Here is a 24,197-nt window from a genome sequence, read left to right on the forward strand (position 1 = left end):
GAACCGGGAAGACCCGAAGGACCCCTTACGTACCCACAGGCGACCCGGGTGATCCCCGTCGCCCGCCGCCCGTCGCGGGCCGGAAGAGGAAGGCGGCTGGATAGCATGGCGCGATGCGCGAGAAGACGACCCGGCTGTTCGTGGCGGCGGCGATCGCCGAGGCCTGCTCATGGCTTGCCCTGCTGGTCGGCATGGCGGTCAAGTACGGCCCGCCGGGCAACGAGATCGGCGTGCAGATCTTCGGGCCGGTCCACGGGGCGCTCTTCGTCGCGTACGGCCTGCTGGTGCTCGCCGTGGCCCGGCTGCACCGGTGGTCGCTCGGGGTCACCTTCGTGGCGCTGGTCTGCGCGGTGCCGCCGTTCGCCACCCTGCTCTTCGAACGCTGGGCCGCCCGCCGGGGTCTGCTGCGGACCACCGCGCCGCAGCGCCCGCTGACCCCGGTCGGCTGACCGCCCCGGGCGACCTGCGGCCGACCGCCGGCCCGGCCCCGGACCGTCGGTCGGGCGGGGGCCGGCCGGGTGGCGTCAGATGAGGACCACGGCGGCGGCGACCAGCAGCACCAGCACCGCGCCCAGCACCGCCTGGATCAGCAGCGGCGGACCGAGGTGGCTCCACACCGTGGCGGTACGCGGGGTGAGCAACTGCCCGGTGGTCAGGTTGACGATCCGCTCGATGCGCGGCGGCAGGTCGACGTCCTGCGGGCTCAGCGTGAGCTGCACCCAGTCGGACGGGTGCACCGCGCTCTGTGCCAGGTGCCCGTGCAGCTCCACCTCGTAGAGCTGGCCCTTGTCGTCGCGCAGCCGGACCGGGGTGACCAGGAACTCCGGCCCCTTCTTGAGGTCCTTCCACTTACGGCGGCTGCCGCCGCCGGCCTGCGAGAGCGCCGTGCGCACCAGCATCACCAGCAGGCCCGCCACGCTCGCCGCGGTCAGCACCGCCACCAGCACCGGCTGGCCGATCCTGAGCTCGCGGGTGTAGCCGTCCATGAACCGGACCACCCGTCCGGTGAATATCCGCTGCGTCGGGCGTATCACCCGGTTACGGAGATCGCTGTCCATGTTCACCACCGAGAGTCCGGTTCCGTTCACTGATGGTATCCGTCTTGCGGGTCGAATGACATGAATGAACGGGGGTCACGTCACCCGGCCCGGTCGAGGTGACATCCCGGGCGGCGCGGGTAAGCGGGCGGCCGAGCCGGAAAGGGGTCGAGCATGCAGCTGTCCTTCCTGCACCCGCTCTACGACCGTCCCGGGCCGTGGTGCTCGGTCTACCTGGACGCCTCCCGGGACACCCAGGACGCGCGCCCGGCGCTGGACCTGCGCTGGCGGGCCCTGGCCGGGCAGCTCGCCGCCGACGGCGCGGACGAGCCGACCATCGCGGCGCTGGACCGGGTGGTCCGCGGCCACGACCCGCTGCCTGGCGACTACGGACTCGCCGCGTTCGCCAACCGGGGCCGGGTGGTGCTCTCCGAGTACCTCGCCGCGCCGCCCCTGCGTGACCTGGCCGCGTACGCCCCGCTGCCGCACGTCATGCCGTTGCTCGCGCAGCGCGGGGAACAGGTCGCCTGGGTCCGGGTGCTCGCCGACCGGACCGGCGCGGACGCCGTCGCGGTCAGCGCCGGTGGGGTGCCCCGACGGGCGCACGTCACCGGCCGGCAGAGCTACCCGCTGCGCCGGGTGCAGCCCGGCGGCTGGTCCCAGTCCCGCTACCAGCGGGCCGCGATGGAGGCCTGGCACCACAACGCCGGGGACGCCGCCGCGGCCACCGCCGAACTGGCCGACCGGGTCGGCGCCGACGTGGTGGTGGTCGCCGGGGACGTCCGGGCCACCGGGATGATCGCCGCCCAACTGCCGCGCCGCTGGCAGGACGTGGTGGTCCGCACCGACGCCGGCTCCCGGGCCGGCGGCGCCGACCCGGCGGCGATGGACGACATCACCGTGCAGACCATCGCCGAGGCCGCCGACCAGCACGTCACCGCCGCACTGGACCGGTTCGGCACCCAGGAGGACGTGGGCGCCGGGCTGGACGCCGTGGTGGCCGCCCTGCAACGCAACCAGGTCGACACCATGCTGCTGGTCGACGACCCGTCGGCCGTCGGCGAACTGTGGATCGGCCCCCGGGCCACCGACATCGCCACCGCGCCCGACCAACTCGCCGCCGTGGCCGACCCGCAACGGGTCCGGGCCGACGCGGCCCTGGTCCGGGCGCTGGTCGGCACCGACGCCGACCTGACCGTCCTCGGGCCGGACGAGGCCCCCGAGCTGGCCGACGGCGTCGGCGCGGTGCTGCGCTACGTCGACCCGGCCACCCCGGGACGCGACCATGGCTGACCGCACCGTCGCGCACCTGGTGGTGGACCGGTTGCGGGCCTGGCGGGTGCCCCGCGCCTTCGGCTGCCCGGGGGAGGCGATCGCCCCGGTGGTCGGGGCGCTGGACGCCGCGGGCGGGGACCCGGAGTTCGTCCCCGCCCGGCACGAGGAGAGCGCCGCCTTCATGGCGACCGGGCACGCCAAGTTCACCGGCGGCATCGGGGTCTGCCTGGCCACCCAGGGCCCCAGTGCGGTGCACCTGCTCAACGGCCTGTACGACGCGAAGCTGGACAGCAAACCGGTGGTGGCGATCGTCGGCGAGGACGTCACCGGGCCGCTCGGCGAGGTGCACGAGGAGATCGGGCTGAGCCGGCTCTTCGGCGACGTGTGCCACCAGTTCGTCCGCTACGGGCGTACCCCGCAGCAGGTGCCGGCACTGCTCGACCAGGCGTTCCGGACCGCCGCGGCGACCCGCAGCCCCACCTGCGTGGTGCTGCCCCGGGCGTTGCAGGAGACCGCCGTGCCGCAGCTGCAACCGCACACGGCCGGGGTGCTCACCGCGACCCCCGGTGAACCGCTGGCCCGGGTGCTGCCGCACCAGGCGGACCTGGACGCCGCCGCGGCCCTGCTCACCGTCGGTCACCGGGTGGCGATCCTGGTCGGGCAGGGCGGCCGGGGCGCGGCGGAACAGATCGTGGCGCTGGCCGACCGGCTGGGTGCCGGGGTGGCCGCCTCGCTGCTGGGCAAGCCGGTGCTCGACGAACGGCTGCCGTTCCACACCGGGGTGCTCGGCGAGGTCGGCACCACGGCCGCCGCGCAGCTCATGGGCGGCGCGGACACCCTGCTGCTGGTGGGCACCAACGATCCGTGGACCGACTACTTCCCGATGCCCGGCCAGACCCGCACCATCCAGATCGACATCGACGGGCGGCGCATCGGCACCCGGTACCCGGTGGACGTGCCCCTGGTCGGCGACGCCACCGAGACCCTGCGCGCGCTGCTGGGCCAGGTCGCCGACCGCCCCGACCGGCAGTGGCGGGCCACCGTCGAGGGTGCCGTCGACAGGTGGCGCACGGAGGCCGCCGCGCACGCCGCCGCGCCGGCCGAACCGGTCAACCCGCAACTGGTCCTGCGGGAACTGTCCGCCCGGCTGCCGCACGTCGGTTCGGTCGCCGTCGACGTCGGTTCGGTGCTCTCCTGGTACGCCCGCCACCTGCAACTGCCGCCCGGGGTCGACGCGCAGCTCTGCGGTGCCCTCGGCTCGCTCGGCTGCGCCCTGCCCTACGCGCTCGCCGCGAAGCTCGCCCGCCCGGACGTCCCGGTGCTCGCCCTGCTCGGCGACGCGGCGATGCAGCTCAACGGCCTCGCCGAGCTGATCACCGTGGCCCACCGGTGGCAGGACTGGGCCGACCCCCGGCTGGTGGTGCTGGTGCTCAACAACCGGGACCACTCCGGCCTCGGCGACGGCCGCTGGCAGCCGGGCGTGCCCGGCCGCCGGGCCGACGTGCCGTACGCCGGCTGGGCCCGGCTGTTGGGCCTGCACGGCGTCCGGGTGGACCGGCCGGAACTGGTCGGCGCCGCCTGGGACGAGGCGCTCGCCGCCGACCGGCCGTGCGTGCTGGAGGCGGTGGTGGACCCGACGGTGTCGCCCGGCGCCCCGGAGCCGTCCCTGGCCGACCTGCGGGGTCTCTTCGCCGACGGCGACGCCACCCGACGCATCCGGGACCGGATGATGGCGGCCGAGCGGCAGGTCGTCGAGGCGGAGGATCTCGTTTAGCCGCCCGGCCCCCGGGCATCCCTGACCCCACCAGCCACCGGGGGAGGCGCGATGTCCGTACCCACCGACCGCCGTTACGGTCCGGCGGCGTTGCCGACGCCACGCGGGCCGGTCTCCGGCGCGGTGCTGGCCGCGCTGCGCCGGCCGCCGCACGACCTGCCGTCCGGGCTCGCCGGGGCGCTGGCCGGTGACGTCGGTGACGGGCCGGGCCACCCGGACCCGCTGACCGACGAGGACCGGCAGCTCACCCTCTTCCTCTGCTATGAACTGCACTACCGTGGGTGGGCCGGGGTCGACGAGGACTGGGAGTGGCAGCCGTCGCTGCTGGCGCTGCGCGGGGCGGCCGAGCGGCCGTTCGAGGCGGCGGTGCGCCGACTGGTCGGCCCGCTGCCTGCGGTGCTGCCGGCCGGCGTGCCCGCCGCGCTGGCCGCCCTGGTCGTCGCAGACGACGGACCGGCGCTGGCCGAGGCCCTGCACCGGCGGGCCACCCTGGCCCAGTTCCGCGAGTTCGTCACCCACCGTTCGATCTACCACCTGCGCGAGGCCGACCCGCACAGCTGGGCGCTGCCCCGCCTCGGCGGCCCGGCCAAGGCCGCCCTGGTCGAGATCCAGATGGACGAGTACGGCAACGGCCGGTGCGACCTGATGCACGCCGAACTGTTCCGGGTGACCATGGGCCGGCTCGGCCTGGACACCGACTACGCCGCCCACCTGGACCGGGTGCCGGCCGTCACCCTGGCCGTCAACAACCTGATCTCGCTGTTCGGCCTGCACCGCCGGCTGCGCGGCGCGCTGCTGGGCCACCTGGCCGCGTACGAGATGACCTCGTCGCTGCCCAACCGCCGCTACGGCAACGGGCTGCGCCGGCTGGGCCTGGACGAGACGGCGGCCCGCTTCTACGACGAGCACGTGGAGGCCGACGCGGTGCACGAGCAGATCGCCGCGCACGACCTGTGCGGCGGTCTGGTCCGCACCGAACCGGCGCTCGCCGGTGACGTGCTCCTCGGTGCCGCCGCGGCGCTGGCCACCGACCGGCTCTTCGCCGCCCACCTGCTGGACAGCTGGGCCGCCGGCACGTCCTCGCTACGGCCCGCAGCGGAAGCCGACGGCCCGGTGGGTGCCGTCGCAGAACGGCGGACGACCCGAACGCCCGCAGCGGCATAGCGCCACCGTGCCGTGCCGGGTCTCGACGACCCGCCCCTCGGGGGTCAGCACCGCGAAGTCACCCCTCACCAGCAGCGGGCCGTCCGGGTAGCAGGTGATGGTGGCCGCCGCGTCGGCGGTCCGCTCAGGCTGGGCGCTCATCGTCGGGATGTGCCCCGCCCGGTCACCCCGAAACCCACCCCGGCCTGCCCGGACCGGGCTGGGCGGTCGCCGACCGGGGCGCACCGGTAGGGCGTCCCGGCGGGTGGGTCGGGGATTGCGCCCGTCGGGACGCGATGCCCCGTTTAGACCCCGAAGGGGCGGGAAGCCGGGCCGCGTGGTGAGCGAACGAGGCGGGGTGGAGCCGGTGCGGACGGCACCGGCCGGGCCGACGGCCCAGGGCGCCGGACTGGCCGGCGACCGGGTCGTCACGGCCGGCAGCACCGCACGGGTGCTGGTGGCCGCCGCCGCCCGCGCGCTGCGCGGGGTGGACTGCGCCGACCTGGGACACCCGACGGCCCCGTCCCGGTTCGCCGTCGCGCGCAACGCCGGCCGGGTGGCGCTCACCGCCGCCCAGGCCGGCGAGGTGGACGGGGAACAGGTGGCCGGCTGGATCGTCGACCAGTACCCCCGGAAGCGGTACCCGGCGGTGGTGCTGGGCGCGCCGCACGCCGCCGCCGTGCACCTCGCCGTGGCGCTCGGGGTGCCCTGGCTGCCCACCGGCTTCGAGATGACCGCTCACTGGACGCGCGGCGCGGTGGACCGCCCCGCCGCCGCGCTCGACCAGGGGGCCGCGTTCGCCGCCCGGGTCCTCGCCGGCAACGCCGGCCTGCACCTGCGTCAGGTGCACTGCCCGGCGAGCCGGGGCGCGCTGTCCGGCGCCACGATCAGCCTGGTGGCCCGCTGGCGGGCGCTGCCGGTGGCGTACGCCCGGTTCCTGGCCGACCGGTTGACCCACCGGGCGGCGGTGGTGCTGGTCGACGACGCCCGCCGGTGGCCGGTGTCGGACTCCGGGCAGGGGCACAGCTTCCAGCTCGGCTGCCCGGCCAGCGGCCTGCGACCTGTGGACTTCCACCCGGACTCGCCCGCCCTGCGTCAGGTCCTGCGGGCCGCCGGCGCGACCGGGGACGGGTGGGAGCCGCCGGCGGTCACCGCCGCCGGGGAGTCCGCCGAACACGGGGTGGAGCCGGGGTTCGTCCGCGCGCTGGGGCGCTGGGCCGACGGTCGGGGCCACGAACTGCGGCAGGTGCGGGTGCCGCACCCGGGGGCGCTCAGCGCGGCCACCGCCGACCTGTACCGGCGGTGGCTGCGCCGGGCCGGCAAGACGGGCGACCGGCTGGTGGTCGAGTGCGGCCGGGTGTTCGATCCGTGGCAGGTGGTGCGGGCGGGGCTGGTGCCGTACTGGTGCGAGAACGCGACACGGCGCAGCGTCGAGGAGGTGGAGTGGTGGCTCGCCGGCAGCGAGCCGTTCAGTTCGGTGGACGTGCTGCCCGAGTCGCCGGGGCTGCGCTCACCGGCCGTGGCGGGGCTGCCGCAGTGGCTCGCGGTGGCGGCGTTCGGCAGTCGTCGTCGGGCCCTGGACCGTACCGCCGCCCGGGGGTACCCGGTGGCGTCGGTGGCCACCCGGCGGGCCACCGAGGTGTTGCGCGGGCAGCCGTACGACCTGCCGACGCCGCCGCCGCTGAGCGTCGGTGACGCGCTGGCCGGGCTCCGCGAGGCGGGCGCGCCGTTGGGGCTGGCCGTGTCCTGACCGCCCCCGCGTGACGGAGCCGACACCGGCTCCGGCACCCGCGGGTCGCCCGGAAAGGGGACGCCGGGGGTGTCCGTGCCGCCCGGCCGGACCCGGCACGCCGAAACATCCTCGCGAACCCGGGGACGCGTGATTGAGTACCTGGGGAGCGGGAAGACCGCTCGCCGCGACGGTCCGCCGCGTGGCGGCCGGTCGTCGCCCGCGCGTCCGGTGATCCCGGCGCGGCACGTGAAACCCCACTTCCGACCCGGTGCGTGGTGCCGCCACGCGCCGAACCGGCCCGATCCGGGCGGGGGACCTTCCTGAGGGAGGCGCGGATGTTCGGACAGACCACCACGACCACACCACCTCCGACCGACCGGGGGCTGGAGGACCTGGACGCCGCCGCGCTGGCGTACGCCGCGCGGATCGCCGGCCTGCCACCGGAGCGCCGGGGGGAGGCCCGCGAGGACCTGGTCCGGTTCGCCCTGCCGTTCGCCGGCCGGCTGGCCCGCCGCTACCGGGGGCGGGGCGAACCGTTGGAGGACCTGGAGCAGGTGGCCCGCCTCGGCCTGGTCAACGCCGTCGACAGGTACGACCCCGAGCGGGGTTCGTTCACCGCGTACGCGGCGATCACCATCGTCGGGGAGATCAAGCGGCACTTCCGGGACCGCACCTGGGGGGTGCACGTGCCCCGCCGGCTGCGGGACCTGATCCTGGAGGTCGGGCAGGCCACCTCGGCGTTGACCAGTGAGCTGTCCCGCGCGCCGAGCGTGGCCGAGCTGGCGGCCCGGCTGGAGACGCCCGAGGAGGAGATCCTCGCCGCCCTGGAGTCGGCGGCCGGCTACAGTCCCGCCTCGCTCAACGCGCCGGTCGGCGGGGAGAGTTCCGCCGAGTTCGGTGACCTGGTCGGTGAGTCGGACAACGCGTTGGAGTCGGTGGACGACCGGGTGACGGTCAGCGGGCTGCTGCACCGGCTGCCCTGGCGGGAGCGGCGCATCCTGGCGATGCGCTTCTACGGCAACCAGACCCAGGCGGAGATCGCCGCCCGGTTCGGCATCTCCCAGATGCACGTGTCCCGGCTGCTGTCGCGGGCGTTGACCTGGCTGCGTCAGGCGATGCTCGCCGACACCCCGCCGCCGTGGCAGAACGGCACCGCCGAGGCGGACACCGGCCGGAACCGGATCGCGGTCAGACGCACCCCGGAGCGGACGGTGGTCGAGGTCGCCGGTGAGATCGACCGCGACGGCGCGGACCAGTTGCGCCGGATGATGCTGGAGGCGGTCGCCGGGCAGCCCCGCGAGCTGGTGGTGGACCTGGACGGCGCGGGCGGGGTGGACGCCGGTGGCATCGCCGCGCTGGTGGCCGGCCGGGACGCCGCCGTCCGTACCGGGGTGCCGTTGCGGCTGACCCGGGTCCAGCCGGCGGTGCGCCGCTCGCTGGCCGCCGCCGGCCTGCCCGCCACCGTGGACGCCTGACAGTTCCCGGCTCGGTCGGCGGGAGGACGAACCTCGGGCCGGCACCCCGTACGGGGCGCCGGCCCGAAGACGTCCGTCGCTCAGCGCCGTTCGGGGTCGTCGTCCGTGCCGTGCGGGTGACGCCACCGCTCGGGGGTGTCGGGGTTCCCGCCGCCGGGGCCGTCGTCCTGCGGGGCGTCGGAGTGCGCGAAGCCGGGGCGGCGGACCTGCTCCGGTTCGGGCACCACCACCGGGCGGGCGCCGGACTGCGGCGCGGGCTGGTACTCGACCGCCTCCCGGGCCCCGTGCGCGCCCTCGGCCGCCGGTGACTCGGGGACGTGCCGTTCGTGGCGCAGCTCGTCGTGCAGTTCCTGCGGCGGGCGGGTGGTGCGTTGCGGCAGGTCCCGGCCGAGGTCGGCGACGAGCGGGCCGTACTTGGCGTCGAAGGCGGGACGTTCGGAGCGGATCCGGGGCATCCGGTCGAAGTTGCGCAGCGGTGGCGGGCAGGTGGTGGCCCACTCGAGGGAGTTGCCGAACCCCCACGGGTCGTCGACTGTCACCAGCGCGCCGTACCGCCAGGACTTCCAGACGTTGTAGAGGAAGAACAGGGTGGACGCGCCGAGCACGAACGAGCCGACCGTGGAGATCATGTTGAGCGTGGTGAAGCCGTCGCTGGGCAGGTAGTCGGCGTACCGCCGGGGCATGCCCTCGTCGCCCAGCCAGTGCTGGACGAGGAAGGTGGCGTGGAAGCCGACGAACATGGTCCAGAAGTGCAGCTTGCCGAGGCGTTCGTCGAGCAGCCGGCCGGTCATCTTGGGAAACCAGAAGTAGACCCCGCCGAACGCGGCGAACACGATCGTGCCGAACAGCACGTAGTGGAAGTGCGCCACCACGAAGTACGAGTCGGTGACGTGGAAGTCCACCGGCGGGCTGGCCAGCAGCACCCCGGTGAGGCCGCCGAGCAGGAAGGTCACCAGGAAGCCGATGGCGAACAGCATCGGCGTCTCGAAGGTGAGCTGCCCCTTCCACATGGTGCCGATCCAGTTGAAGAACTTCACCCCGGTGGGCACCGCGATCAGGTAGCTGAGGAAGCTGAAGAACGGCAGCAGCACCTGGCCGGTGGCGAACATGTGGTGCGCCCAGACGGTCATCGACAGCACGGTGATCGCGACCGTGGCCAGCACCAGCCCGGTGTATCCGAAGATCGGTTTGCGGCTGAACACCGGGATGATCTCGGTGATGATGCCGAAGAACGGCAGCGCCACGATGTAGACCTCGGGATGGCCGAAGAACCAGAACAGGTGCTGCCACAGCATCGGCCCGCCGGTGCCCGCGTCGTAGACGTGCGCGTCGAGCAGCCGGTCCGCCCCCAGCGCCAGCAGCGCCGCCGCCAGCAGCGGGAAGACCAGGATCACCAGGACGGCGGTGAGCAGCATGTTCCACGTGAAGATCGGCATCCGGAACATGGTCATGCCGGGTGCGCGCAGGGTCAGCGTGGTGGTGATCAGGTTGACCGCGCCCAGGATGGTGCCCAGCCCGGAGACGACCAGGCCGACCACCCACAGGTTCGCCCCGATGCCTGGGGAGTGCGTCGCGTCGCTGAGCGGGTTGTACGCCGTCCAGCCGAAGTCGGCGGCGCCGCCGGGGGTGAGGTAGCCGCCGACGACCATCGTCCCGCCGAACAGGTACAGCCAGTACGCGAACGCGTTGAGCCGGGGGAACGCCACGTCCGGTGCGCCGATCTGCAACGGGACGATGTAGTTGCCGAAGGCGAACACCAGCGGGGTGGCGAAGAGCAGCAGCATGATCGTGCCGTGCATGGTGAACGCCTGGTTGTACTGCTCGGGGGAGAGGAACTGCATTCCCGGCCGGGCCAGCTCGGCCCGGATGAGCAGGGCCAGCACCCCGCCGATCAGGAAGAACACGAACGACGTGGCCAGGTAGAGCAGGCCGATCTGCTTGGCGTCGGTGGTGCCGAGCAGCCGCAGCAGCTTGTTGCCGGGCAGCGCCGGGCGGACCGGGCCGGGAAAACCGCCGAACCGGGCCGGGGCGAGGATGGCCGGCCCCCGGTCTCGTGCGGGCTCCGTGGTTACCCGTCTGGGCATGGCTCTCTCACCCCGTCGTGACGACAGAAAGGACGGGCGCGACTACCCGCCCTCCGCCCATGTAACCAGGCGACAGGGGGAATTTCGGTCAATTCGCCGGCAGGAGTGCCCACACCACCTTGCCGTCGACCAGCGGGGAACTACCCCAGCGCTGCGCCATCTCCCGGATCAGCAGCAGCCCCCGACCGCCCTCGGCGGACAGGTCCGGGCTGACCGCCCGGGCCGCCGTCCGGCTGCCGTCGGCCACGGCCACCCGCAGGTACGGCTGGTGCAGGGTCAACGTGATCCGCATCGGGGTGTGGGCGTGCCGCACCACGTTGCCGACCAGCTCGCTGAGCACCAGCGACGCCGGCTCCACCAGGTGCGGCACGTTCCACCGGGAACACGCGTCGCCGACCAGCTCCCGGGCCCGCCGGCAGGCCCCCGCCACCGGCTCCAACCGGGCCCGCAGCCGGGGTCTGACGGTCGCCCCGGCCCACCGGGTCGCCTCCGCGCAGTCCTGCCGCACCTCCACCACCCGGCAGGTGGTGGAGGTCGCCAGCCAGGCCGCGGCGTCCGGCGGGGGAGAGCAGAGCACCATCGGCACGGCCGGCCAGTCGGCGGCCTGCCGGGCGGTGGCGGCGAACACCGACAGCGCCAGCCGGTCGGCGACGGTCACCCCGCCCAGGTCGACCACCAGCGCGTCCGGCAGCGTGGTCAGGCAACGGTCCAACGCGGTGTGCACGGCGCGCATGGTGCCCAGGTCGAGCGCGCCGGCGAGGCGTACGACGGTCACCGGCGACTCGTCGCTGACCTCGCAGGTGATCCGGCTGACCATCGGCCCCTCGATTCCGCTCGTGGTGCTGGGGAGAACCGCCAGGTACCCGGGGCCCGGCGGGACGAAACCGGGCCTGCGGGCGTCGACGCCCGCAGGCCCGGTGCCGTGCCCGCCACCGGTACGGCCGGCTCAGGCGGCCCGCAGCTCGGGCACCCGGGCGGCGGCGCGGACCGTCTCGTAGAGGGTGACGTACCGCTGCGCCATCACCGCCGGGGTGAACCGCTCGGCGGCCTCCCGGCGGCACTCGTCCGGGTCGAGCCGCCGCGCCGCCAGCAGCAGCTCACCCAGCTCGTCCTCGTCGTCGGTGAGCAGCCCGGTACGCCCGTGCGCGACCAGCTCGGGCAGGCAGCCCCGGGCGGTCGCCACCACCGGCGTGCCCAACGCCAGCGACTCCACCACGGCCGTCCCACCGGGCTCCTCCCAGCGCAGCGGGAACAGCGCCGCCCGCGCCCCGGCCAGCAGGTCGTCGCGCTCCCGACCGGCCACCGTGCCGACCCAGCGGACCAGGTCGCCGTCGACGTGCGGGGCGACCTGGTCGTAGAAGAACCGTACGTCCGGGTTCTGCCGGGCCTCGTCGCCCGCCGCCGCCAGGTCGGCCGGACGGTGGTACGGCCCGACCGGGCCGGCGAGCACCAGCGGCACCCCGGTGCGCCGGGCCAGCCGGGCGCCGACGTCCTGCCCCTTGCCCGGGTTGATCCGGCCCAGGATGACTGCGTGGTCGCCCTTCACCGGCCGGGGGGCCCGGTCGGCGTGCACGGCCAGCGGGGTGGCCAGGTGCACGTGCCCGACGGCGTGCTCCCGCAGCGCCCGGGGCGCGCGGGCCAACTGGGCGGCGGAGACGCCGTTGACCCGTACCCGCGCCCCGCCGTCGAGGGTGCCGTACAGCTCGGGGTGCTTGGCCAGGTCCCAGTGCAGGGTGTGCAGCACCGGTGGGGCGGCCGGTCCCATCGCCGCCAGGGTGGCCAGCCCGACCGCCTCCACGTGGTCGTGCACCAGGTCGACGTCGTCCCGGCCGTGCAGCTGCCGGACCACCCCGGCCAGGTGCGCCTGGGACACCCCGCACACCTGGTTGTACGGCCGTTGCAGCGCCGCGAACTGCCCGTCGGCGTAGACCGAGAACTTCTCGTCCACCGGCAGGGTGCTCGACCCCACCGAGGCCAGCACGACCTTCACGCCGAGCCGGCGCAGCTCCGGCACCAGGGTGGCGACGACGTTCTCGATGCCGCCGTAGCCGGGTGGCGGCACGGACAGCCACGGGCCGGCGTTCATCAGCACGGTGAGGCTCATGGGCGGGACTTCCTCTCGGGACGGACGGGGTCCCGGGCGGGTCTCGACCCCGCGCGTCGGGTGGCACCGCCGGGGTCGCGACCGCAGGCGCGACGCCTCGTCACGCGGCGACCCGTCGACGCGGCAGCCGGGGCCGCAGTTCGGCCAGGGGCGGGCGTTCCTGCACTGAGACGTCGTTGACGACGACCTCCCGGTCGAGATTCGGCAGCGCCTCCGAGCCGCCCCGACGGAACTGGGTCAGCAGGGCGCCCGGGTTGGTGCCCGGGGCGGCCCAGCCCCGCCGCTGCAACCGTGTCCAGGCGGTGTGCATGATCTGCGCGGACATCCGGCCCAGGGCCGCGGTGTCCTGGTGCCGGTGCTTGCGCTCACCCAGGTCGACCTGGGCCAACGCGTCCAGGCCGACCAGTTCCAGCAGGTCGATCAGCATGGCCGTCTCGACCCCGTAACCGGTGACGAACGGCACCCGCTCCAGCACCTCGCGCCGACCGGCGTACTCGCCCGCGAGGGGCTGCACGAAACCGGCCAGCTCCGGCCAGAACAGGTTCAGCAGCGGCCGGGCCATCAGCTCCGTCACCCGCCCGCCGCCGTCGGTCTCCACGCTGGCCGTGCCGACCAGCGGCCGGTGGTAGAAGCCCTTCACGAACTCCACCGACGGGTCGACCAGCAGCGGGCCGATCAGGCCGGTCACGAAGTGTGGCCGGAACTCCCGCAGGTCGGCGTCGACGAACGCGACGACATCGCCCTCGGCGGCGGCCAGGCCGGCCCAGAGCGCGTCGCCCTTGCCGGTCAGCCGGGGCAGGCCCCGGGTCATCTCGTCCTGGCCGACCACCTCCGCGCCGGCGGCCCGGGCCACCTGCGCGGTCCGGTCGGTCGACCGCGAGTCGACCACGATCAGCTCGTCGACCAGGGGTACCCGGTCCATCAGGTGTTCCCGGATCGTCGAGACGATCGCCCCGACGGTGGCTTCCTCGTTGCGGGCGGGCAGCACCACGCTGACCCGGTTCTCTCCCTTGGCCCTGACCAGCCGTCGCGTGGGCCAGTCCTGCGCCGACGTCGTCCGGTAGGTGGCCCATGCCTCCACGACAGGGGAGACGATCGGTTCTGTGTCCCGCACTGGCAAACCCCCAGATCCGTGGCGGAAAACGCAGACTTGGTTTTCCCATCTCGGCACATTCGTTAACTGGATATTCCCTAACAGCTTGATCACGGCTGCTCCACCGGCCGGTTCCCGGCAGATGAACGCTGTGTTGCGGGCCCCGCCGGGGTTTCGCCACGCCCTGCCGGGGCAGTGCTGTCCGCGGTGGTCGTGACCGCGTCGAGAGGGCCGAGGGTATGCGTACGTGCCGGGTGGGGCTGGTCGGGGCCGGCGGGGTGGCGCAACGCCACGCCCGTGTGCTGGGGAGTTTCGCCGACGTCGAACTGGTAGGGGTCACCGACGTGACCCGGTCCGCCGCCGCCCGGCTGGCCGACACGCACTCGACCCGGGCCTTCGCCGACGTCGACGACCTGCTGGCCGCCGGCCCCGACGCGGTCTACGTCTGCGTGCCGCCGTTCGCCCACGGGCCGGTGGAGGAGGCCGTCATCGCGGCCGGGGTGCCGATGTTCGTGGAGAAGCCGGTCGCGGTCGACCTGGACACCGCCGAACGGATCGCCGCCCTGGTCGAGCAGCGGCGACTGCTCACCGCCGTGGGGCACCACTGGCGCTACCTGCACGTGGTGGCGCAGGCGCGCGAACTGCTCGCCGACCGTCCGGTGCGGATGGTCAACGGGGCCTGGCTGGACCGGGTGCCCCCGGTGGCCTGGTGGCCGGTGCGGGACCGCTCCGGCGGGCCGGTCGTCGAGCAGGCCGCCCACCTCCTGGACCTGACCCGGGTGCTGGTCGGCGAGGCCGTCGAGGTGACCGCCTACGGCGACGGCAGCCCACCCCCCGTCGACGACGCCGACATCGACTCGGTGACCGCCGCCACGCTGCGCTTCGCCTCCGGCGCGGTGGGCACCCTCGCCGCCGCCTGCGTGCTCGGCTGGAAGCACCGGGCCGGGCTGGAGATCCTCGCCGACGGGCTGGCCCTGTCGCTGGCCGAGGACGGACTGACCGTCCGCGACGCCGACGGGGAACGTCACCTCCCGGCCGACCCCGACGCCGCCCGGGTCGCCGTCGACCGGGCCTTCGTCGACGCGGTCACCGGGGCCGGCGACGACATCCGGGTGCCGTACGCGGAGGCGCTGCGCACCCAACGACTGGCGGTCGCGCTCGCCCAGAGCGCCCGGACCGGCCGCGGCGTCAGCCTGCCCACCGGCCCGGCCGCGCTCGCGCCGACCACCGACGCCCGGCCCGGCCCGGTCACGGGAGCGACCGTCGATGCGTGACACGGTGCTGGTGGTCGACGGCCCGGGGCGCGTCGCGCTGGTCGAGCAGGACGCCGGTGAGCTGCGCGAGGGCATGGTCCGGGTGCGGACCCGCTACAGCGGGGTCTCCGCCGGGACGGAGCTGAGCTTCGTCAAGGGCACCAACCCCCACCTCACCGTCACCTTCGACCCCGGCCTCGGCCTGTTCCGGCCCGGCGCGGCCGGCACCCCGTACCCGGTCACCCGGCTCGGCTACATGCAGGTCGCCGAGGTGGTGCAGAGCCGCACCCCGGCGATCGCCGTCGGCACGCTCGGGGCGATGACGTACGGCCACCGCACCGGACACGTCGCCGACCCGCTCACCGAACGGTTCGTGCCGCTGCCCGCCGACGACCTCGACCCGCTGCTCGGCGTCTACGTGGCCCACATGGGCCCGATCTGCGCCAACGGTCTCCTGCACGCCGCCGCCGACCTGTACGGCGGCGGCGTGCGCACCCTCGGCGACGGGGTGCGCGGGCGACGGGTGGCGGTCGTCGGTGGCGGCGTGGTCGCCCTGCTCACCGCCCTGTTCGCCCGCCGGCACGACGCCGCCTCGGTGGTGGTGGTCGACCCGACGCCGCAGCGCCGGCAGGTCGCCGAGGCCCTCGGGCTGGAGACCCTGGACCCGACCGCCGACGACCCGGCGGTGGTGCTCAAGACCCGGTGGAACCACGGCGTCGGGGACCGGGGGGCCGACGTGGTCTTCCAGTGCCGGGGGCAGGACCACGCGCTGCACCTGGCGCTGCGCCTGCTGCGTCCCCAGGGCACCGTGATCGACCTGGCCTTCTACCCGGGCGGCGCGGACGCCGTCCGGCTCGGCGAGGAGTTCCACCACAACGGGCTGACGGTGCGCTGCGCCCAGATCGGCCGGGTGCCGCGCGGTCTCGCCCCCACCTGGGACCGGGAACGCCTCTCCGCCGAGACGATCGACCTGCTACGCCGCCACGGCGACCTGGTCCGCGCGCACCTGATCTCGGCCGTGGTCCCGTTCGCGGACGCCCCGGCGCTCTTCACCGACCTGGCGCACCGCCGCCGCCACGAACTCCAGGTCGTCCTCACCCCCTGACGACCCGGTGGTCATCGACGGCGGTCAGCCGCCGCCCCGGCCGGCGGTTCGCCCGCCGTCGTCCGCCGGGCGAACCGGCACCCCCGCGCTGAACTGCCCGGACGGGCCGGCTACCGGACACCGGGGCCGTGTCGGACAGACCGGGCAGCCGTTTCCGGCCGGATTCGCGTACCGTTGCCGCTCATGGGTGTGTCGCAACGGTTGAAGAGCAGGTTCCGCCGGTTCCTCCAACGCCCGGGGACGACTGTCGACCTGGCTCCGCTGGAGAAGCTGCTGCCGCGGATCGCCGCGCGCGAGGACGAGCTGTCGGCGCTCGACGACGAGGCGCTGACCGAGGCCGCCGGTGCCGCCACGGAGTACGTGGACATCTGCGCCGTCGGCCGCGAGGCCGCCCGCCGGGGCCTCGACCAGCGGCCGTACGACGTGCAGCTGCTGGGCGCGATGGCGCTGCTGTCGGGCAAGGTCGCCGAGATGGCCACCGGTGAGGGCAAGACGCTCACCGCCACCGTCGCCGCCTACGGGCACGTCCGGCTGGGCAACGGGCCGGTGCACGTGCTCACCGTCAACGACTACCTGGCCCGCCGGGACGCCGAGTGGATGACGCCGGTCTACCGGCTGCTCGGGCTGACCGTGGGCTGGGTCAACGAGGCGTCCACCCCGGCCGAGCGGCGGGCCGCGTACGGCTGCGACGTCACCTACGTCTCGGTCAGCGAGGCCGGCTTCGACTTCCTGCGCGACCAGCTCGTCACCGACATCGCCGACCGGGTCCAGCCGCCGCTGGCCACCGCCATCGTCGACGAGGCCGACTCGATCCTGATCGACGAGGCCCGGGTGCCGATGGTGCTGGCCGGCTCGACCACCGGCGAGCAGGACCCGGTGCACGCCGCCGCCGCGCTGGTGCGCGGTCTGCGCAAGGGCCGGCACTACACGGTGGCCGAGGACGGGCGCAGCGTCGCCTTCACCACCGAGGGCCTGGCCGCCGTCGAGGCCAAGCTGGGCGGCATCGACCTGTACGACACCGAGCACGTCGGCCAGCTCTCCGCGGTGAACGTGGCGCTGCACGCGCACGCCCTGCTGCACCGCGACGTCGACTACATCGTCCGCGACGGCTCGGTGGAGCTGATCGACGAGATGCGTGGCCGGGTCGCCCAGCGCCGCCGCTGGCCCGACGGCCTCCAGGCCGCCGTGGAGGCGAAGGAGGGGCTGGACGCCACCGCCGAGGGGGAGGTGCTGGGCACCATCGCCGTGCAGGCGTACATCGCCCTCTACCCCAAGCTGTGCGGCATGACGGCGACCGCGGTGCTGGTCGGTGACCAGCTCCGCGAGTTCTTCGGCCTGGAGGTGGCGGTGATCCCGCCGAACACCCCCTGCGTCCGTGAGGACGAGCCGGACCGGATCTACGCGACCCGGGCCGAGAAGGAGGAGGCGCTGATCGACGAGATCCGGCGCTGCCACGAGGCGGGCCGCCCGGTGCTCGTCGGCACGCTCGACGTGCGGGAGTCCGAGGGGCTCGCCGCCGGCCTGCACGCCGCCGGGGTGCCCTGCGTGGTGCTCAACGCCAAGAACGACGACGAGGAGGCGGCGATCATCGCCGAGGCCGGCGCGTACGGCGCGGTGACCGTCTCCACCCAGATGGCCGGCCGGGGCGTGGACATCCGGCTCGGCGGCAGCGAGCAGGTCGACCAGGAACGGGTGGCCGAGCTCGGCGGGCTCTACGTCATCGGCAGCGGCCGGCACGACAGCCGCCGGGTCGACGACCAGTTGCGTGGCCGGGCCGGCCGACAGGGCGACCCGGGCGGCTCGGTCTTCTTCGTCAGCCTGGAGGACGACCTGGTCGTGCGGCACGCCGGCGACACCGTCCCGGCCTCGCCCCGGATGAACGCCGACGGCCTCGTCACCGACGAGCAGGTCGACTACGCGGTGGAGCACGCCCAGCGGGTCGCCGAGGGCGTCAACCACGAGATCCACCGCAACACCTGGCGCTACAGCGTGGTCATCGAGCAGCAGCGGATCGCCCTGGCCGAGCGCCGGGAGCGGCTGCTCACCTCCGACGTGGCCGCGTTGATGCTGCTCGACCGGATGCCGGAGAAGGCCGGCGAGATGGACGAGGACCTGCTGGCCCGGGTGGCCCGCTCCATCGCGCTCTACCACACCGACCGGCTCTGGGCGGAGCATCTGGCCGAGTTGTCCGAGGTCCGCGAGGGCGTGCACCTGCGGGCGCTGGGCCGGCTCGACCCGCTCGACGAGTTCCACCGGGCGGCGGTGCCGGCGTTCACCAACCTCATCCCCGAGATCGAGACGCGGACCCTGGCGACCTTCGAGGAGACCGAGTTCGCCGAGGACTGGGAGCCGGACGCCGCCAAGCTGGTGCGGCCCAGCGCCACCTGGACGTACCTGGTGCACGACAACCCGTTCGGCTCGGAACTGGACCGGCTGATCGCCTCCGTCGGCCGTCGGCTCGCCGCCGCCCGCTGAGCGGCCCGGGAACCCCTCCGGCGCATCCCGCGTCGGAGGGGTTCCTTACGCGGTTTCGATCCTGTTTTGCGAGGGTAGTAGCCCGGGGCCCACGACTCGGAAGAGAGATCACCACGATGACACAGGCAACGACGCCCGTGCCGGGCGGCAGGTGTACGACGGAGCGCGCGGACCGGTGAACCTGGACATGCGGGAGCTGACCATCGACACGCTCGGGGTACTGGAGACGGCCGCCCTGCTGCGGGAGCTGACCGCGGGACTGATCGCGGTCGACGACTTCGACGAGGCGCTGACCGAGCTGGTCCGGATCGCCGCGGACGCCGTCCCGGGGGTGCTCTGGTGCGGTTTCACCGCGCTACGGGCCGGTGAGCCCGCCGGGGTGGCCGCCTCGGACCCCCGGCTGGCCGAGCTGGACGACCTGGGGCACGGCGCGGAGTCACCCGCGATGGACGCCATCCGCCGCCGCGAGATGATCATCGCGGCGGACCTCACCGTCGAGGGCCGGTGGCCGGCCTGGACCGACCGCGCCCGCCGGCTCGGCGTGCGCGGGGTGATCTCCGCCCCGGTGGACGTCGACGAACGGGCGATCGGCTCCATCAATCTGTACGCCGGCCCGACCGGCACGCTGGGCACGAGGCACCAGCTCACCGCGATGCTGCTCGCCGAACACGCGGGACTGCTGCTGGCCGCCGTCCGGGACCGGGCCAGGCGGGCCGAGCGGGACAGCGAACGCGACGGCGCGCTGCTCGGGGAGAACGTCGTCGGTCAGGCCGTCGGGGTGATCATGACCCAGCGGGGCTGCCCGGCCCCGGAGGCCCTCGACGTGCTGCGCAGCGCCGCCTCCTCGCTGGACATCCCGCTGCGCGAGGTGGCCGAACGGTTGGTCACCACCGTCACCCGCCCCCGCGAGTCCTGACCCGCCGCGACCGCCCCGACACGGACCGTCCACGGGGACGGCCCGGGTGGCCGGTGGTGTCGTTTCTCTCCGGACCCGCGAATCCCGGCCCGACCGTTTCGTGGCAGCGACCCCCGGGTAGCACCCTGGACCGGTGAGCCGAGCCGATCCTGGGGAGGAAGCGATGGAGAGCCGCCTGAGGGTGCAGGGGCATCCCATCCAACCGATGCTGGTGACGTTCCCGTTCGGGCTCTTCGTCAGTGCCACCGTCTTCGACCTCGCCGACGTGGCGGGCGGCCCGGCGTTCCTCGGCGAGGTCGGCTACTGGACGGCGGTCGCCGCGCTGGTGGCCGCCGGGCTCGCCGGGGTGGCCGGCATGATCGACCTGTGGGACGTACGGCCGGGGCCGCACCGCCGCACCATGGTCACCTTCAACCTGGTCAACGCGGGCATGGCCGCGCTCTTCCTGCTGTCCTGCCTGGTCCGGGCGGACGCCCCGCAGCGCGGTGCGACCGGGGTGCTGCTGGCGACCGAGTTGGTCGCGCTGCTCGTCGGTGCGGTGGGCGTCGGGCTGGGTGCCCGGCTGATGCGCCAGTTCGAGTCCGGCCGCCGCGAGCCCACCGGCTTCGACACCCTCGACGGTGTCCCCGCCGGCTCCACCGTGGAGATCCTCCGTCCCGCCCCCTGACCCCCGTCGTGGCGCCCGGCCGGTCCGTGCTGCCTGCGGTAATCGGGTTGCCGGCCGGGTGTGCCTGCCGCAGGGTGGGCGGATGGTCGAGCCGAGCTGTGCGGAGTTGATCGCCGAGGCCGCTGCCGCCCCCGTCGACGGCTGGGGTTTCGACTGGCTGGACGGGCGGGCCACCGAGGAGCGTCCACCGTGGGGCTACGCCCGCCAGGTGGCCGCGCGGATGGCGACGGTCACGGCCGCGCTGGACATCGACACCGGTGGGGGCGAGGTGCTCGCCGGGCTGCCCCAACCGCCGCCGCTGCTGGTCGCCACCGAGGCGTGGCCACCCAACGTGGCGGTCGCCCGGCGTACGTTGCGACGGGTCGACGCCCGGGTGGTGCAGGTTGCTCCCGCGTCCCGGCTGCCGTTCCGGGTGGCCGCCTTCGACCTGGTGACCAGCCGGCACCCGGTGGACACCCCGTGGGCGGAGATCGCCCGGGTGCTGCGCCCCGGCGGGCGCTACCTGTCCCAGCAGATCGGGGCCGGCACCATGCGGGAGCTGAGCGAGGCGGTGCTGGGCTCGTTGCCGCCGCCGGCCACCCGGCACACCGCCCAGGCGGTGGCCGCCGCCCGGGCCGCCGGCCTGGACGTGCTGCGGCTGGAGCGGGCCACCCTGCGGGCGGTGTTCCACGACATCGGCGCGGTGGTCTGGTTTCTGCGCAAGGTGGTGTGGACCGTGCCGGACTTCGACGTCGACAGGTACCGCCCGCAGCTCGAACGGCTGCACGCGCGCATCCGTGCCGAGGGCGGTTTCGTGGCCCACTCCCGACGCTTCCTGATCGAGGCCGTCAAGCCGGCCGACGGGCCCGTCTGAAGGACCGATCGCGAGGGGCGACGGTGCGCCTTCCGGTGCGGGGACAGCGCGACACCGGCTGCGGCGGGTTGATCACGCCCGGTGGGTGGTGAGCAGGGTGAGCATCTCCGGCAGGTCGAAGAAGCGGGCCGTCTCCACCGCCGAGGGGGTCCCGTGGTCCGGGTCGGCCCCGGCGTCGAGCAGGGCGCGTACCGTCTCGGCGGTGCGCCGGAACACCGCCGCGGCGAGTGCGGTCTGCCCCCGGTCGTTGACCCGCGAGTGGTCGGCGCCCCGGGCCAGCAGGGCCGCCACGGTCTCCGGGCGGGCGTGGTAGGCGGCCAGGATCAGCAGCGTGTCGCCCTTGTCGTTGGTCATGTTCACCGGCAGCCCGGCGTCGACGTGGCCACCGAGTTCCGTGGCCTCGCCCGCGCGGGCCAGGTCGAACATCCGGTGGGCGAAGGCCAGCGTCTCGGCGTCGAACTCCTCGGTCATCCGCTCAGCCTAGAGGTCCGCGCCCGGGTGACCGCCGGTGCCGGGGGCGTGCCCGCCTTCCGTGTCCCAGCATCCGGTATTACCTACTAAACCTATAGGCTTTACAGTCTAGAGTGTCGGGGGACGCATCACACGGGAGAAGCCATGACCAGCATCCACGCCACCGATCTGCTCACCGTCGCCGGCCGGTACGCCGACCCGACCACCTGGGCGGTGCCGCTGCGTTTCGACCGCACCGAGCGGTGGTACGCCCGGCTCGCCTCGGCCGACGACCACGAGGTCTGGGCGTTGAGCTGGCTGCCCGGCCAGGGCACCGACCTGCACGACCACGGGGGCTCCTCGGGCGCCTTCCTGGTCGTCGCCGGCGAACTGACCGAGCAGACGGTCTCCGGTGGGCGGTTGCGCCCGCACCGCCTCGCCGCCGGGTCCGGCCGCCGGTTCGGCCCCCGGCACGTGCACGTGGTGACCAACCGCGGCGACCAACCGGCGGTGAGCGTGCACGTCTACCTGCCCGCGCTGCGTCACATGACCCGGTACCACCTCGTCGACGGGCGACTCCAGGTCGCCGAGATCGCCCGGGCCGGCGTCTCCTGGTGACGCCGCCCGTCCCCGTTTCCCCCACCCGTCGGCTCGCCCATGGAAGGACCGCGACGATGCCGCAACACGCCACCCTCACCGAGAGCTGTCCGGCCCCACCACCGGGTTCGCGCGGCATCGACGAGATCCTCGCCGAGGCCCGCACCCGACTGCGTCGGCTCGACCCCGAGCAGGCGCACCTGGCCTGCCGGGGCGGGGCGATCATGGTCGACATCCGGCCGGCCGCCCAGCGGGCCGCCCACGGCACCGTGCCGGGGGCGCTGGTGATCGAGCGCAACGTCCTGGAGTGGCGGCTCGACCCGCGTTGCCCGGCCCGGCTGCCCGAGGCGGTCGACTACGACCTGCCGGTGCTGGTGATCTGCCAGGAGGGCTACACCTCGTCGCTGGCCGCCGCCGCGTTGCAGGACCTCGGCCTGCACCGGGCCACCGACGTGGTGGGCGGCTTCGTCGCCTGGCGGATCGCCGGGCTGCCGACCCTGGGTCCGACGCCGTCGCACCGTACCCCGTCCTTCGCGCCGCCGGTGACCGCCGGCCGGACGCCGCACTGACCGTCGCGCCCCACCGGGCGTGGCGGACGCACCGCCACACAGGAGGCTCCCATGTCCCTCGTCACCCTCACCGCGCGTCCGCACCCGCCGGGCCGTCCCGACCGGGTGATTCCGGGCCGGCCCCGCTCCACGCCCTCGCTGACCATCACCCTCGACCTGACCGCCGGGCCGTTGACGCCCCGGCTGGCCCGCCTGGTCGACCTGCTCGGCGAGTTGGTCGAGGCGGGGGAGGGGGCGGTCCGGCTGAGCGAGCCGACCGTGCCGCGCCTGCTGTCGTCGCTGCCGGCCCCACGCCCGATGCCGGTGGCCGGGGAGCCCGCGCCGACCGACGACCACCCGGAGACCCTGCGGATCTTCGCCGGCACCCGGGTGGTGCGTCAGGGTGGCCGGGAGATCCCGCTCACCCGCATCGAGTTCGATCTGCTGCTGTTCCTGGCCGAGCACCCGCACCAGGTCTTCACCCGGCTGCAACTGCTCGCCAACGTCTGGGGCTACGAGCACGCCGTCGCCCGCACCGTGGACGTGCACATCCGGCGGCTGCGCGCCAAGCTCGGCGCGGACACCCCCCTGGTCACCACCGTGTACGGGGTGGGTTACCGGCTCGCCGACGAGGCGAGGGTACAGATCGACAGGTTCCGCTGACCTTCCGACCATTCCCCGACGCACCCGGCCCGCCCCCGAGCCGGGTGCGTCGCGGCGTGCCGGCCGTGCCCCGACCGGCGGGCACCCCCGTACCCGGGCACGTCGACGCTTCTGCTGTAATCATCTGGCTCGTACGCAGAGCGAGGGATCGGCTGCGAACTGTTCGTCAATTGTCACATTCATGCAACGCGGTCGCCCCTTGACCCTCGTCCAGGGGCCGGGAAGCATCGATGCAGCGGCGTCCCGGGCCGTGGGGAGATACCCGGACCAGCCCAAGGAGGACCATGTCGGTCAGCCCTGCATCGTCGCGCGCCGGATGGCATACGTCCCAGCCCGCGGTCCCCGGTCGGCCTCCCGGCGGCCAGCGACGTCCGGCCAACGCCGCCACCCCCGTGCTCACCGTGACCCTGTCCATTCCGCTGGCCAGCGAGGAGTCGCTCACCGCGCCGGCCCGCCGGCTGCTGGAGGCGGCCCGCGAGATGCTGGAACGCGGCGAGGGCACCATCGCCACCACAGGCGTTCCCGCCGAACGGCGACCCGACCAGGTCCCGGCCGGCCGGTCGGCGGGACGTTCTGTCGCCGCCACCATCCCGATGCTGCACATCCTGGCCTCCTCCCGGTCGGTGCTGCGCGACGGTGAGCCGCTGCCGCTGACCCGGCTGGAGTTCGACCTGCTGCTGCACCTGGTCGCCCACCCCCGCCGGGTGTTCACCCGGCTGCAACTTCTCAACGCCGTCTGGGGCTACGAGCACGCCGGTGTGCGCACCGTGGACGTGCACGTACGTCGGCTGCGCGGCAAGGTCGGCGTCGACGTCCCGCTCGTCACCACGGTCTACGGGGTGGGCTACCGGCTCGCCGACGACGCCCGGGTCACCGTCGACCGCACCGGCTGAACCGTCCCCCCGGACCACCGCCACCGCCCGGCGGCCACCGTCGCGCGCAGCCCCACCGGA

General features: G+C 74.5%; 23 protein-coding genes. 16 read left to right on the forward strand and 7 right to left on the reverse strand.

Going from position 1 to position 24,197, the window contains the following annotated elements:
• Positions 1-113: 113 nt before the first annotated feature.
• On the forward strand, positions 114-449 hold the full coding sequence (locus Q2K16_RS02765) for a DUF3817 domain-containing protein (RefSeq protein WP_302743378.1): 336 nt from the start codon (positions 114-116) through the stop codon (positions 447-449).
• 75 nt (positions 450-524) lie between these two features.
• On the opposite strand, the gene Q2K16_RS02770 is transcribed toward Q2K16_RS02765, so the two are convergent.
• A complete protein-coding gene (locus Q2K16_RS02770) occupies positions 525-1,067 on the reverse strand; it encodes a hypothetical protein (RefSeq protein ID WP_302746346.1) in 543 nt (180 codons plus the stop codon).
• Positions 1,068-1,211: 144 nt separating this feature from the next.
• Between Q2K16_RS02770 and Q2K16_RS02775 the strand changes: the two genes are divergently transcribed.
• The 3 genes from Q2K16_RS02775 to Q2K16_RS02785 are packed head-to-tail and all read left to right on the forward strand — an operon-like array spanning position 1,212 to position 5,250.
• Complete coding sequence (locus tag Q2K16_RS02775) at positions 1,212-2,330, forward strand: baeRF2 domain-containing protein (protein WP_302743379.1); 1,119 nt, start codon at positions 1,212-1,214, stop codon at positions 2,328-2,330.
• Positions 2,323-4,086: a thiamine pyrophosphate-binding protein gene (locus Q2K16_RS02780; RefSeq protein ID WP_302743380.1), complete on the forward strand. Its 1,764-nt coding sequence runs from the start codon at positions 2,323-2,325 to the stop codon at positions 4,084-4,086. Before Q2K16_RS02775 ends, Q2K16_RS02780 begins: the two co-directional genes overlap by 8 nt.
• 51 nt (positions 4,087-4,137) lie before the next feature.
• Positions 4,138-5,250, forward strand: a complete 1,113-nt coding sequence (locus Q2K16_RS02785; RefSeq protein ID WP_302743381.1) for an iron-containing redox enzyme family protein — start codon at positions 4,138-4,140, stop codon at positions 5,248-5,250.
• Here the strand turns inward: Q2K16_RS02785 and Q2K16_RS02790 are convergent.
• Complete coding sequence (locus Q2K16_RS02790) at positions 5,170-5,391, reverse strand: CDGSH iron-sulfur domain-containing protein (protein ID WP_302743382.1); 222 nt, start codon at positions 5,389-5,391, stop codon at positions 5,170-5,172. The two genes, Q2K16_RS02785 and Q2K16_RS02790, sit on opposite strands and share 81 nt — an antisense overlap.
• Before the next feature lie 205 nt (positions 5,392-5,596).
• Here Q2K16_RS02790 and Q2K16_RS02795 point away from each other — a divergent pair, with 205 nt between their 5' ends.
• Together Q2K16_RS02795 and Q2K16_RS02800 are read left to right on the forward strand one after the other, a co-directional pair.
• Positions 5,597-6,979, forward strand: coding sequence for a hypothetical protein (locus Q2K16_RS02795; RefSeq protein WP_302746347.1), 1,383 nt, complete (start codon positions 5,597-5,599; stop codon positions 6,977-6,979).
• Between the two features lie 317 nt (positions 6,980-7,296).
• On the forward strand, positions 7,297-8,436 hold the full coding sequence (locus Q2K16_RS02800; protein WP_302743383.1) for a SigB/SigF/SigG family RNA polymerase sigma factor: 1,140 nt from the start codon (positions 7,297-7,299) through the stop codon (positions 8,434-8,436).
• Positions 8,437-8,516: 80 nt separating this feature from the next.
• On the opposite strand, the gene ctaD is transcribed toward Q2K16_RS02800, so the two are convergent.
• The 4 genes from ctaD to Q2K16_RS02820 form a co-directional block, all read right to left on the reverse strand.
• The gene (gene ctaD / locus Q2K16_RS02805; RefSeq protein WP_302743384.1) at positions 8,517-10,520 is read right to left on the reverse strand and encodes an aa3-type cytochrome oxidase subunit I; all 2,004 of its coding nucleotides are present in this window, start codon (positions 10,518-10,520) and stop codon (positions 8,517-8,519) included.
• Between the two features lie 88 nt (positions 10,521-10,608).
• On the reverse strand, positions 10,609-11,337 hold the full coding sequence (locus Q2K16_RS02810; protein ID WP_302743385.1) for an ATP-binding protein: 729 nt from the start codon (positions 11,335-11,337) through the stop codon (positions 10,609-10,611).
• 129 nt (positions 11,338-11,466) lie between these two features.
• Positions 11,467-12,624 (reverse strand): glycosyltransferase, encoded by a 1,158-nt coding sequence (locus Q2K16_RS02815; RefSeq protein WP_302743386.1) that lies wholly within the window; start codon positions 12,622-12,624, stop codon positions 11,467-11,469.
• 100 nt (positions 12,625-12,724) lie between these two features.
• A complete protein-coding gene (locus Q2K16_RS02820; RefSeq protein WP_302746348.1) occupies positions 12,725-13,705 on the reverse strand; it encodes a glucosyl-3-phosphoglycerate synthase in 981 nt (326 codons plus the stop codon).
• Positions 13,706-13,956: 251 nt separating this feature from the next.
• On the opposite strand from Q2K16_RS02820, the gene Q2K16_RS02825 reads away from it, so the two are divergent.
• From Q2K16_RS02825 to Q2K16_RS02850, 6 genes are all read left to right on the forward strand, one after another.
• A complete protein-coding gene (locus Q2K16_RS02825; protein WP_302743387.1) occupies positions 13,957-14,991 on the forward strand; it encodes a Gfo/Idh/MocA family protein in 1,035 nt (344 codons plus the stop codon).
• Positions 14,984-16,075 carry a zinc-binding dehydrogenase gene (locus Q2K16_RS02830; RefSeq protein WP_302743388.1) on the forward strand — a complete coding sequence of 364 codons (1,092 nt, stop codon included), beginning with the start codon at positions 14,984-14,986 and terminating at the stop codon, positions 16,073-16,075. The genes Q2K16_RS02825 and Q2K16_RS02830 overlap by 8 nt, the downstream gene beginning before the upstream one ends.
• A 183-nt stretch (positions 16,076-16,258) precedes the next feature.
• Positions 16,259-18,550, forward strand: a complete 2,292-nt coding sequence (secA2, locus tag Q2K16_RS02835; RefSeq protein WP_302743389.1) for an accessory Sec system translocase SecA2 — start codon at positions 16,259-16,261, stop codon at positions 18,548-18,550.
• A gap of 175 nt (positions 18,551-18,725) precedes the next feature.
• Positions 18,726-19,466: a GAF and ANTAR domain-containing protein gene (locus tag Q2K16_RS02840; protein WP_302743390.1), complete on the forward strand. Its 741-nt coding sequence runs from the start codon at positions 18,726-18,728 to the stop codon at positions 19,464-19,466.
• A gap of 163 nt (positions 19,467-19,629) precedes the next feature.
• Positions 19,630-20,133 carry a DUF2231 domain-containing protein gene (locus Q2K16_RS02845; protein WP_302743391.1) on the forward strand — a complete coding sequence of 168 codons (504 nt, stop codon included), beginning with the start codon at positions 19,630-19,632 and terminating at the stop codon, positions 20,131-20,133.
• Between the two features lie 82 nt (positions 20,134-20,215).
• Complete coding sequence (locus Q2K16_RS02850; protein WP_302743392.1) at positions 20,216-20,986, forward strand: class I SAM-dependent methyltransferase; 771 nt, start codon at positions 20,216-20,218, stop codon at positions 20,984-20,986.
• 72 nt (positions 20,987-21,058) lie between these two features.
• On the opposite strand, the gene Q2K16_RS02855 is transcribed toward Q2K16_RS02850, so the two are convergent.
• On the reverse strand, positions 21,059-21,457 hold the full coding sequence (locus tag Q2K16_RS02855) for an ankyrin repeat domain-containing protein (protein WP_302743393.1): 399 nt from the start codon (positions 21,455-21,457) through the stop codon (positions 21,059-21,061).
• Positions 21,458-21,601: 144 nt separating this feature from the next.
• Here Q2K16_RS02855 and Q2K16_RS02860 point away from each other — a divergent pair, with 144 nt between their 5' ends.
• The 4 genes from Q2K16_RS02860 (at position 21,602) to Q2K16_RS02875 (ending at position 24,137) form a co-directional block, all read left to right on the forward strand.
• Positions 21,602-22,054 (forward strand): cysteine dioxygenase, encoded by a 453-nt coding sequence (locus Q2K16_RS02860; RefSeq protein ID WP_302743394.1) that lies wholly within the window; start codon positions 21,602-21,604, stop codon positions 22,052-22,054.
• Positions 22,055-22,110: 56 nt separating this feature from the next.
• Entirely contained in the window at positions 22,111-22,602 is a 492-nt protein-coding gene (locus Q2K16_RS02865) for a rhodanese-like domain-containing protein (RefSeq protein WP_302743395.1), read from the forward strand.
• Positions 22,603-22,653: 51 nt separating this feature from the next.
• Complete coding sequence (locus tag Q2K16_RS02870; RefSeq protein WP_302743396.1) at positions 22,654-23,244, forward strand: winged helix-turn-helix domain-containing protein; 591 nt, start codon at positions 22,654-22,656, stop codon at positions 23,242-23,244.
• A 284-nt stretch (positions 23,245-23,528) separates the two neighbouring features.
• Positions 23,529-24,137, forward strand: coding sequence for a winged helix-turn-helix domain-containing protein (locus tag Q2K16_RS02875; RefSeq protein WP_302743397.1), 609 nt, complete (start codon positions 23,529-23,531; stop codon positions 24,135-24,137).
• Positions 24,138-24,197 lie beyond the last annotated feature (60 nt).

This window comes from Micromonospora cynarisoli (assembly GCF_030518815.1).
GTDB classification, from domain to species: domain Bacteria; phylum Actinomycetota; class Actinomycetes; order Mycobacteriales; family Micromonosporaceae; genus Micromonospora; species Micromonospora wenchangensis.

Excerpts from the sequence above, each read along its gene's own strand:
- Q2K16_RS02815 (WP_302743386.1), bottom strand. The coding sequence starts at position 12,624 with ATGAGCCTCACCGTGCTGATGAACGCCGGCCCGTGGCTGTCCGTGCCG.
- Q2K16_RS02765 (WP_302743378.1), top strand. The coding sequence starts at position 114 with ATGCGCGAGAAGACGACCCGGCTGTTCGTGGCGGCGGCGATCGCCGAG.
- Q2K16_RS02780 (WP_302743380.1), top strand. The coding sequence starts at position 2,323 with ATGGCTGACCGCACCGTCGCGCACCTGGTGGTGGACCGGTTGCGGGCC.
- Q2K16_RS02800 (WP_302743383.1), top strand. The coding sequence starts at position 7,297 with ATGTTCGGACAGACCACCACGACCACACCACCTCCGACCGACCGGGGG.
- Q2K16_RS02810 (WP_302743385.1), bottom strand. The coding sequence starts at position 11,337 with ATGGTCAGCCGGATCACCTGCGAGGTCAGCGACGAGTCGCCGGTGACC.
- Q2K16_RS02855 (WP_302743393.1), bottom strand. The coding sequence starts at position 21,457 with ATGACCGAGGAGTTCGACGCCGAGACGCTGGCCTTCGCCCACCGGATG.
- Q2K16_RS02785 (WP_302743381.1), top strand. The coding sequence starts at position 4,138 with ATGTCCGTACCCACCGACCGCCGTTACGGTCCGGCGGCGTTGCCGACG.
- Q2K16_RS02845 (WP_302743391.1), top strand. The coding sequence starts at position 19,630 with ATGGAGAGCCGCCTGAGGGTGCAGGGGCATCCCATCCAACCGATGCTG.
- Q2K16_RS02850 (WP_302743392.1), top strand. The coding sequence starts at position 20,216 with ATGGTCGAGCCGAGCTGTGCGGAGTTGATCGCCGAGGCCGCTGCCGCC.
- Q2K16_RS02775 (WP_302743379.1), top strand. The coding sequence starts at position 1,212 with ATGCAGCTGTCCTTCCTGCACCCGCTCTACGACCGTCCCGGGCCGTGG.
- Q2K16_RS02865 (WP_302743395.1), top strand. The coding sequence starts at position 22,111 with ATGCCGCAACACGCCACCCTCACCGAGAGCTGTCCGGCCCCACCACCG.
- secA2 (WP_302743389.1), top strand. The coding sequence starts at position 16,259 with ATGGGTGTGTCGCAACGGTTGAAGAGCAGGTTCCGCCGGTTCCTCCAA.
- Q2K16_RS02870 (WP_302743396.1), top strand. The coding sequence starts at position 22,654 with ATGTCCCTCGTCACCCTCACCGCGCGTCCGCACCCGCCGGGCCGTCCC.
- Q2K16_RS02830 (WP_302743388.1), top strand. The coding sequence starts at position 14,984 with ATGCGTGACACGGTGCTGGTGGTCGACGGCCCGGGGCGCGTCGCGCTG.
- Q2K16_RS02875 (WP_302743397.1), top strand. The coding sequence starts at position 23,529 with ATGTCGGTCAGCCCTGCATCGTCGCGCGCCGGATGGCATACGTCCCAG.
- Q2K16_RS02860 (WP_302743394.1), top strand. The coding sequence starts at position 21,602 with ATGACCAGCATCCACGCCACCGATCTGCTCACCGTCGCCGGCCGGTAC.
- Q2K16_RS02825 (WP_302743387.1), top strand. The coding sequence starts at position 13,957 with ATGCGTACGTGCCGGGTGGGGCTGGTCGGGGCCGGCGGGGTGGCGCAA.
- ctaD (WP_302743384.1), bottom strand. The coding sequence starts at position 10,520 with ATGCCCAGACGGGTAACCACGGAGCCCGCACGAGACCGGGGGCCGGCC.
- Q2K16_RS02790 (WP_302743382.1), bottom strand. The coding sequence starts at position 5,391 with ATGAGCGCCCAGCCTGAGCGGACCGCCGACGCGGCGGCCACCATCACC.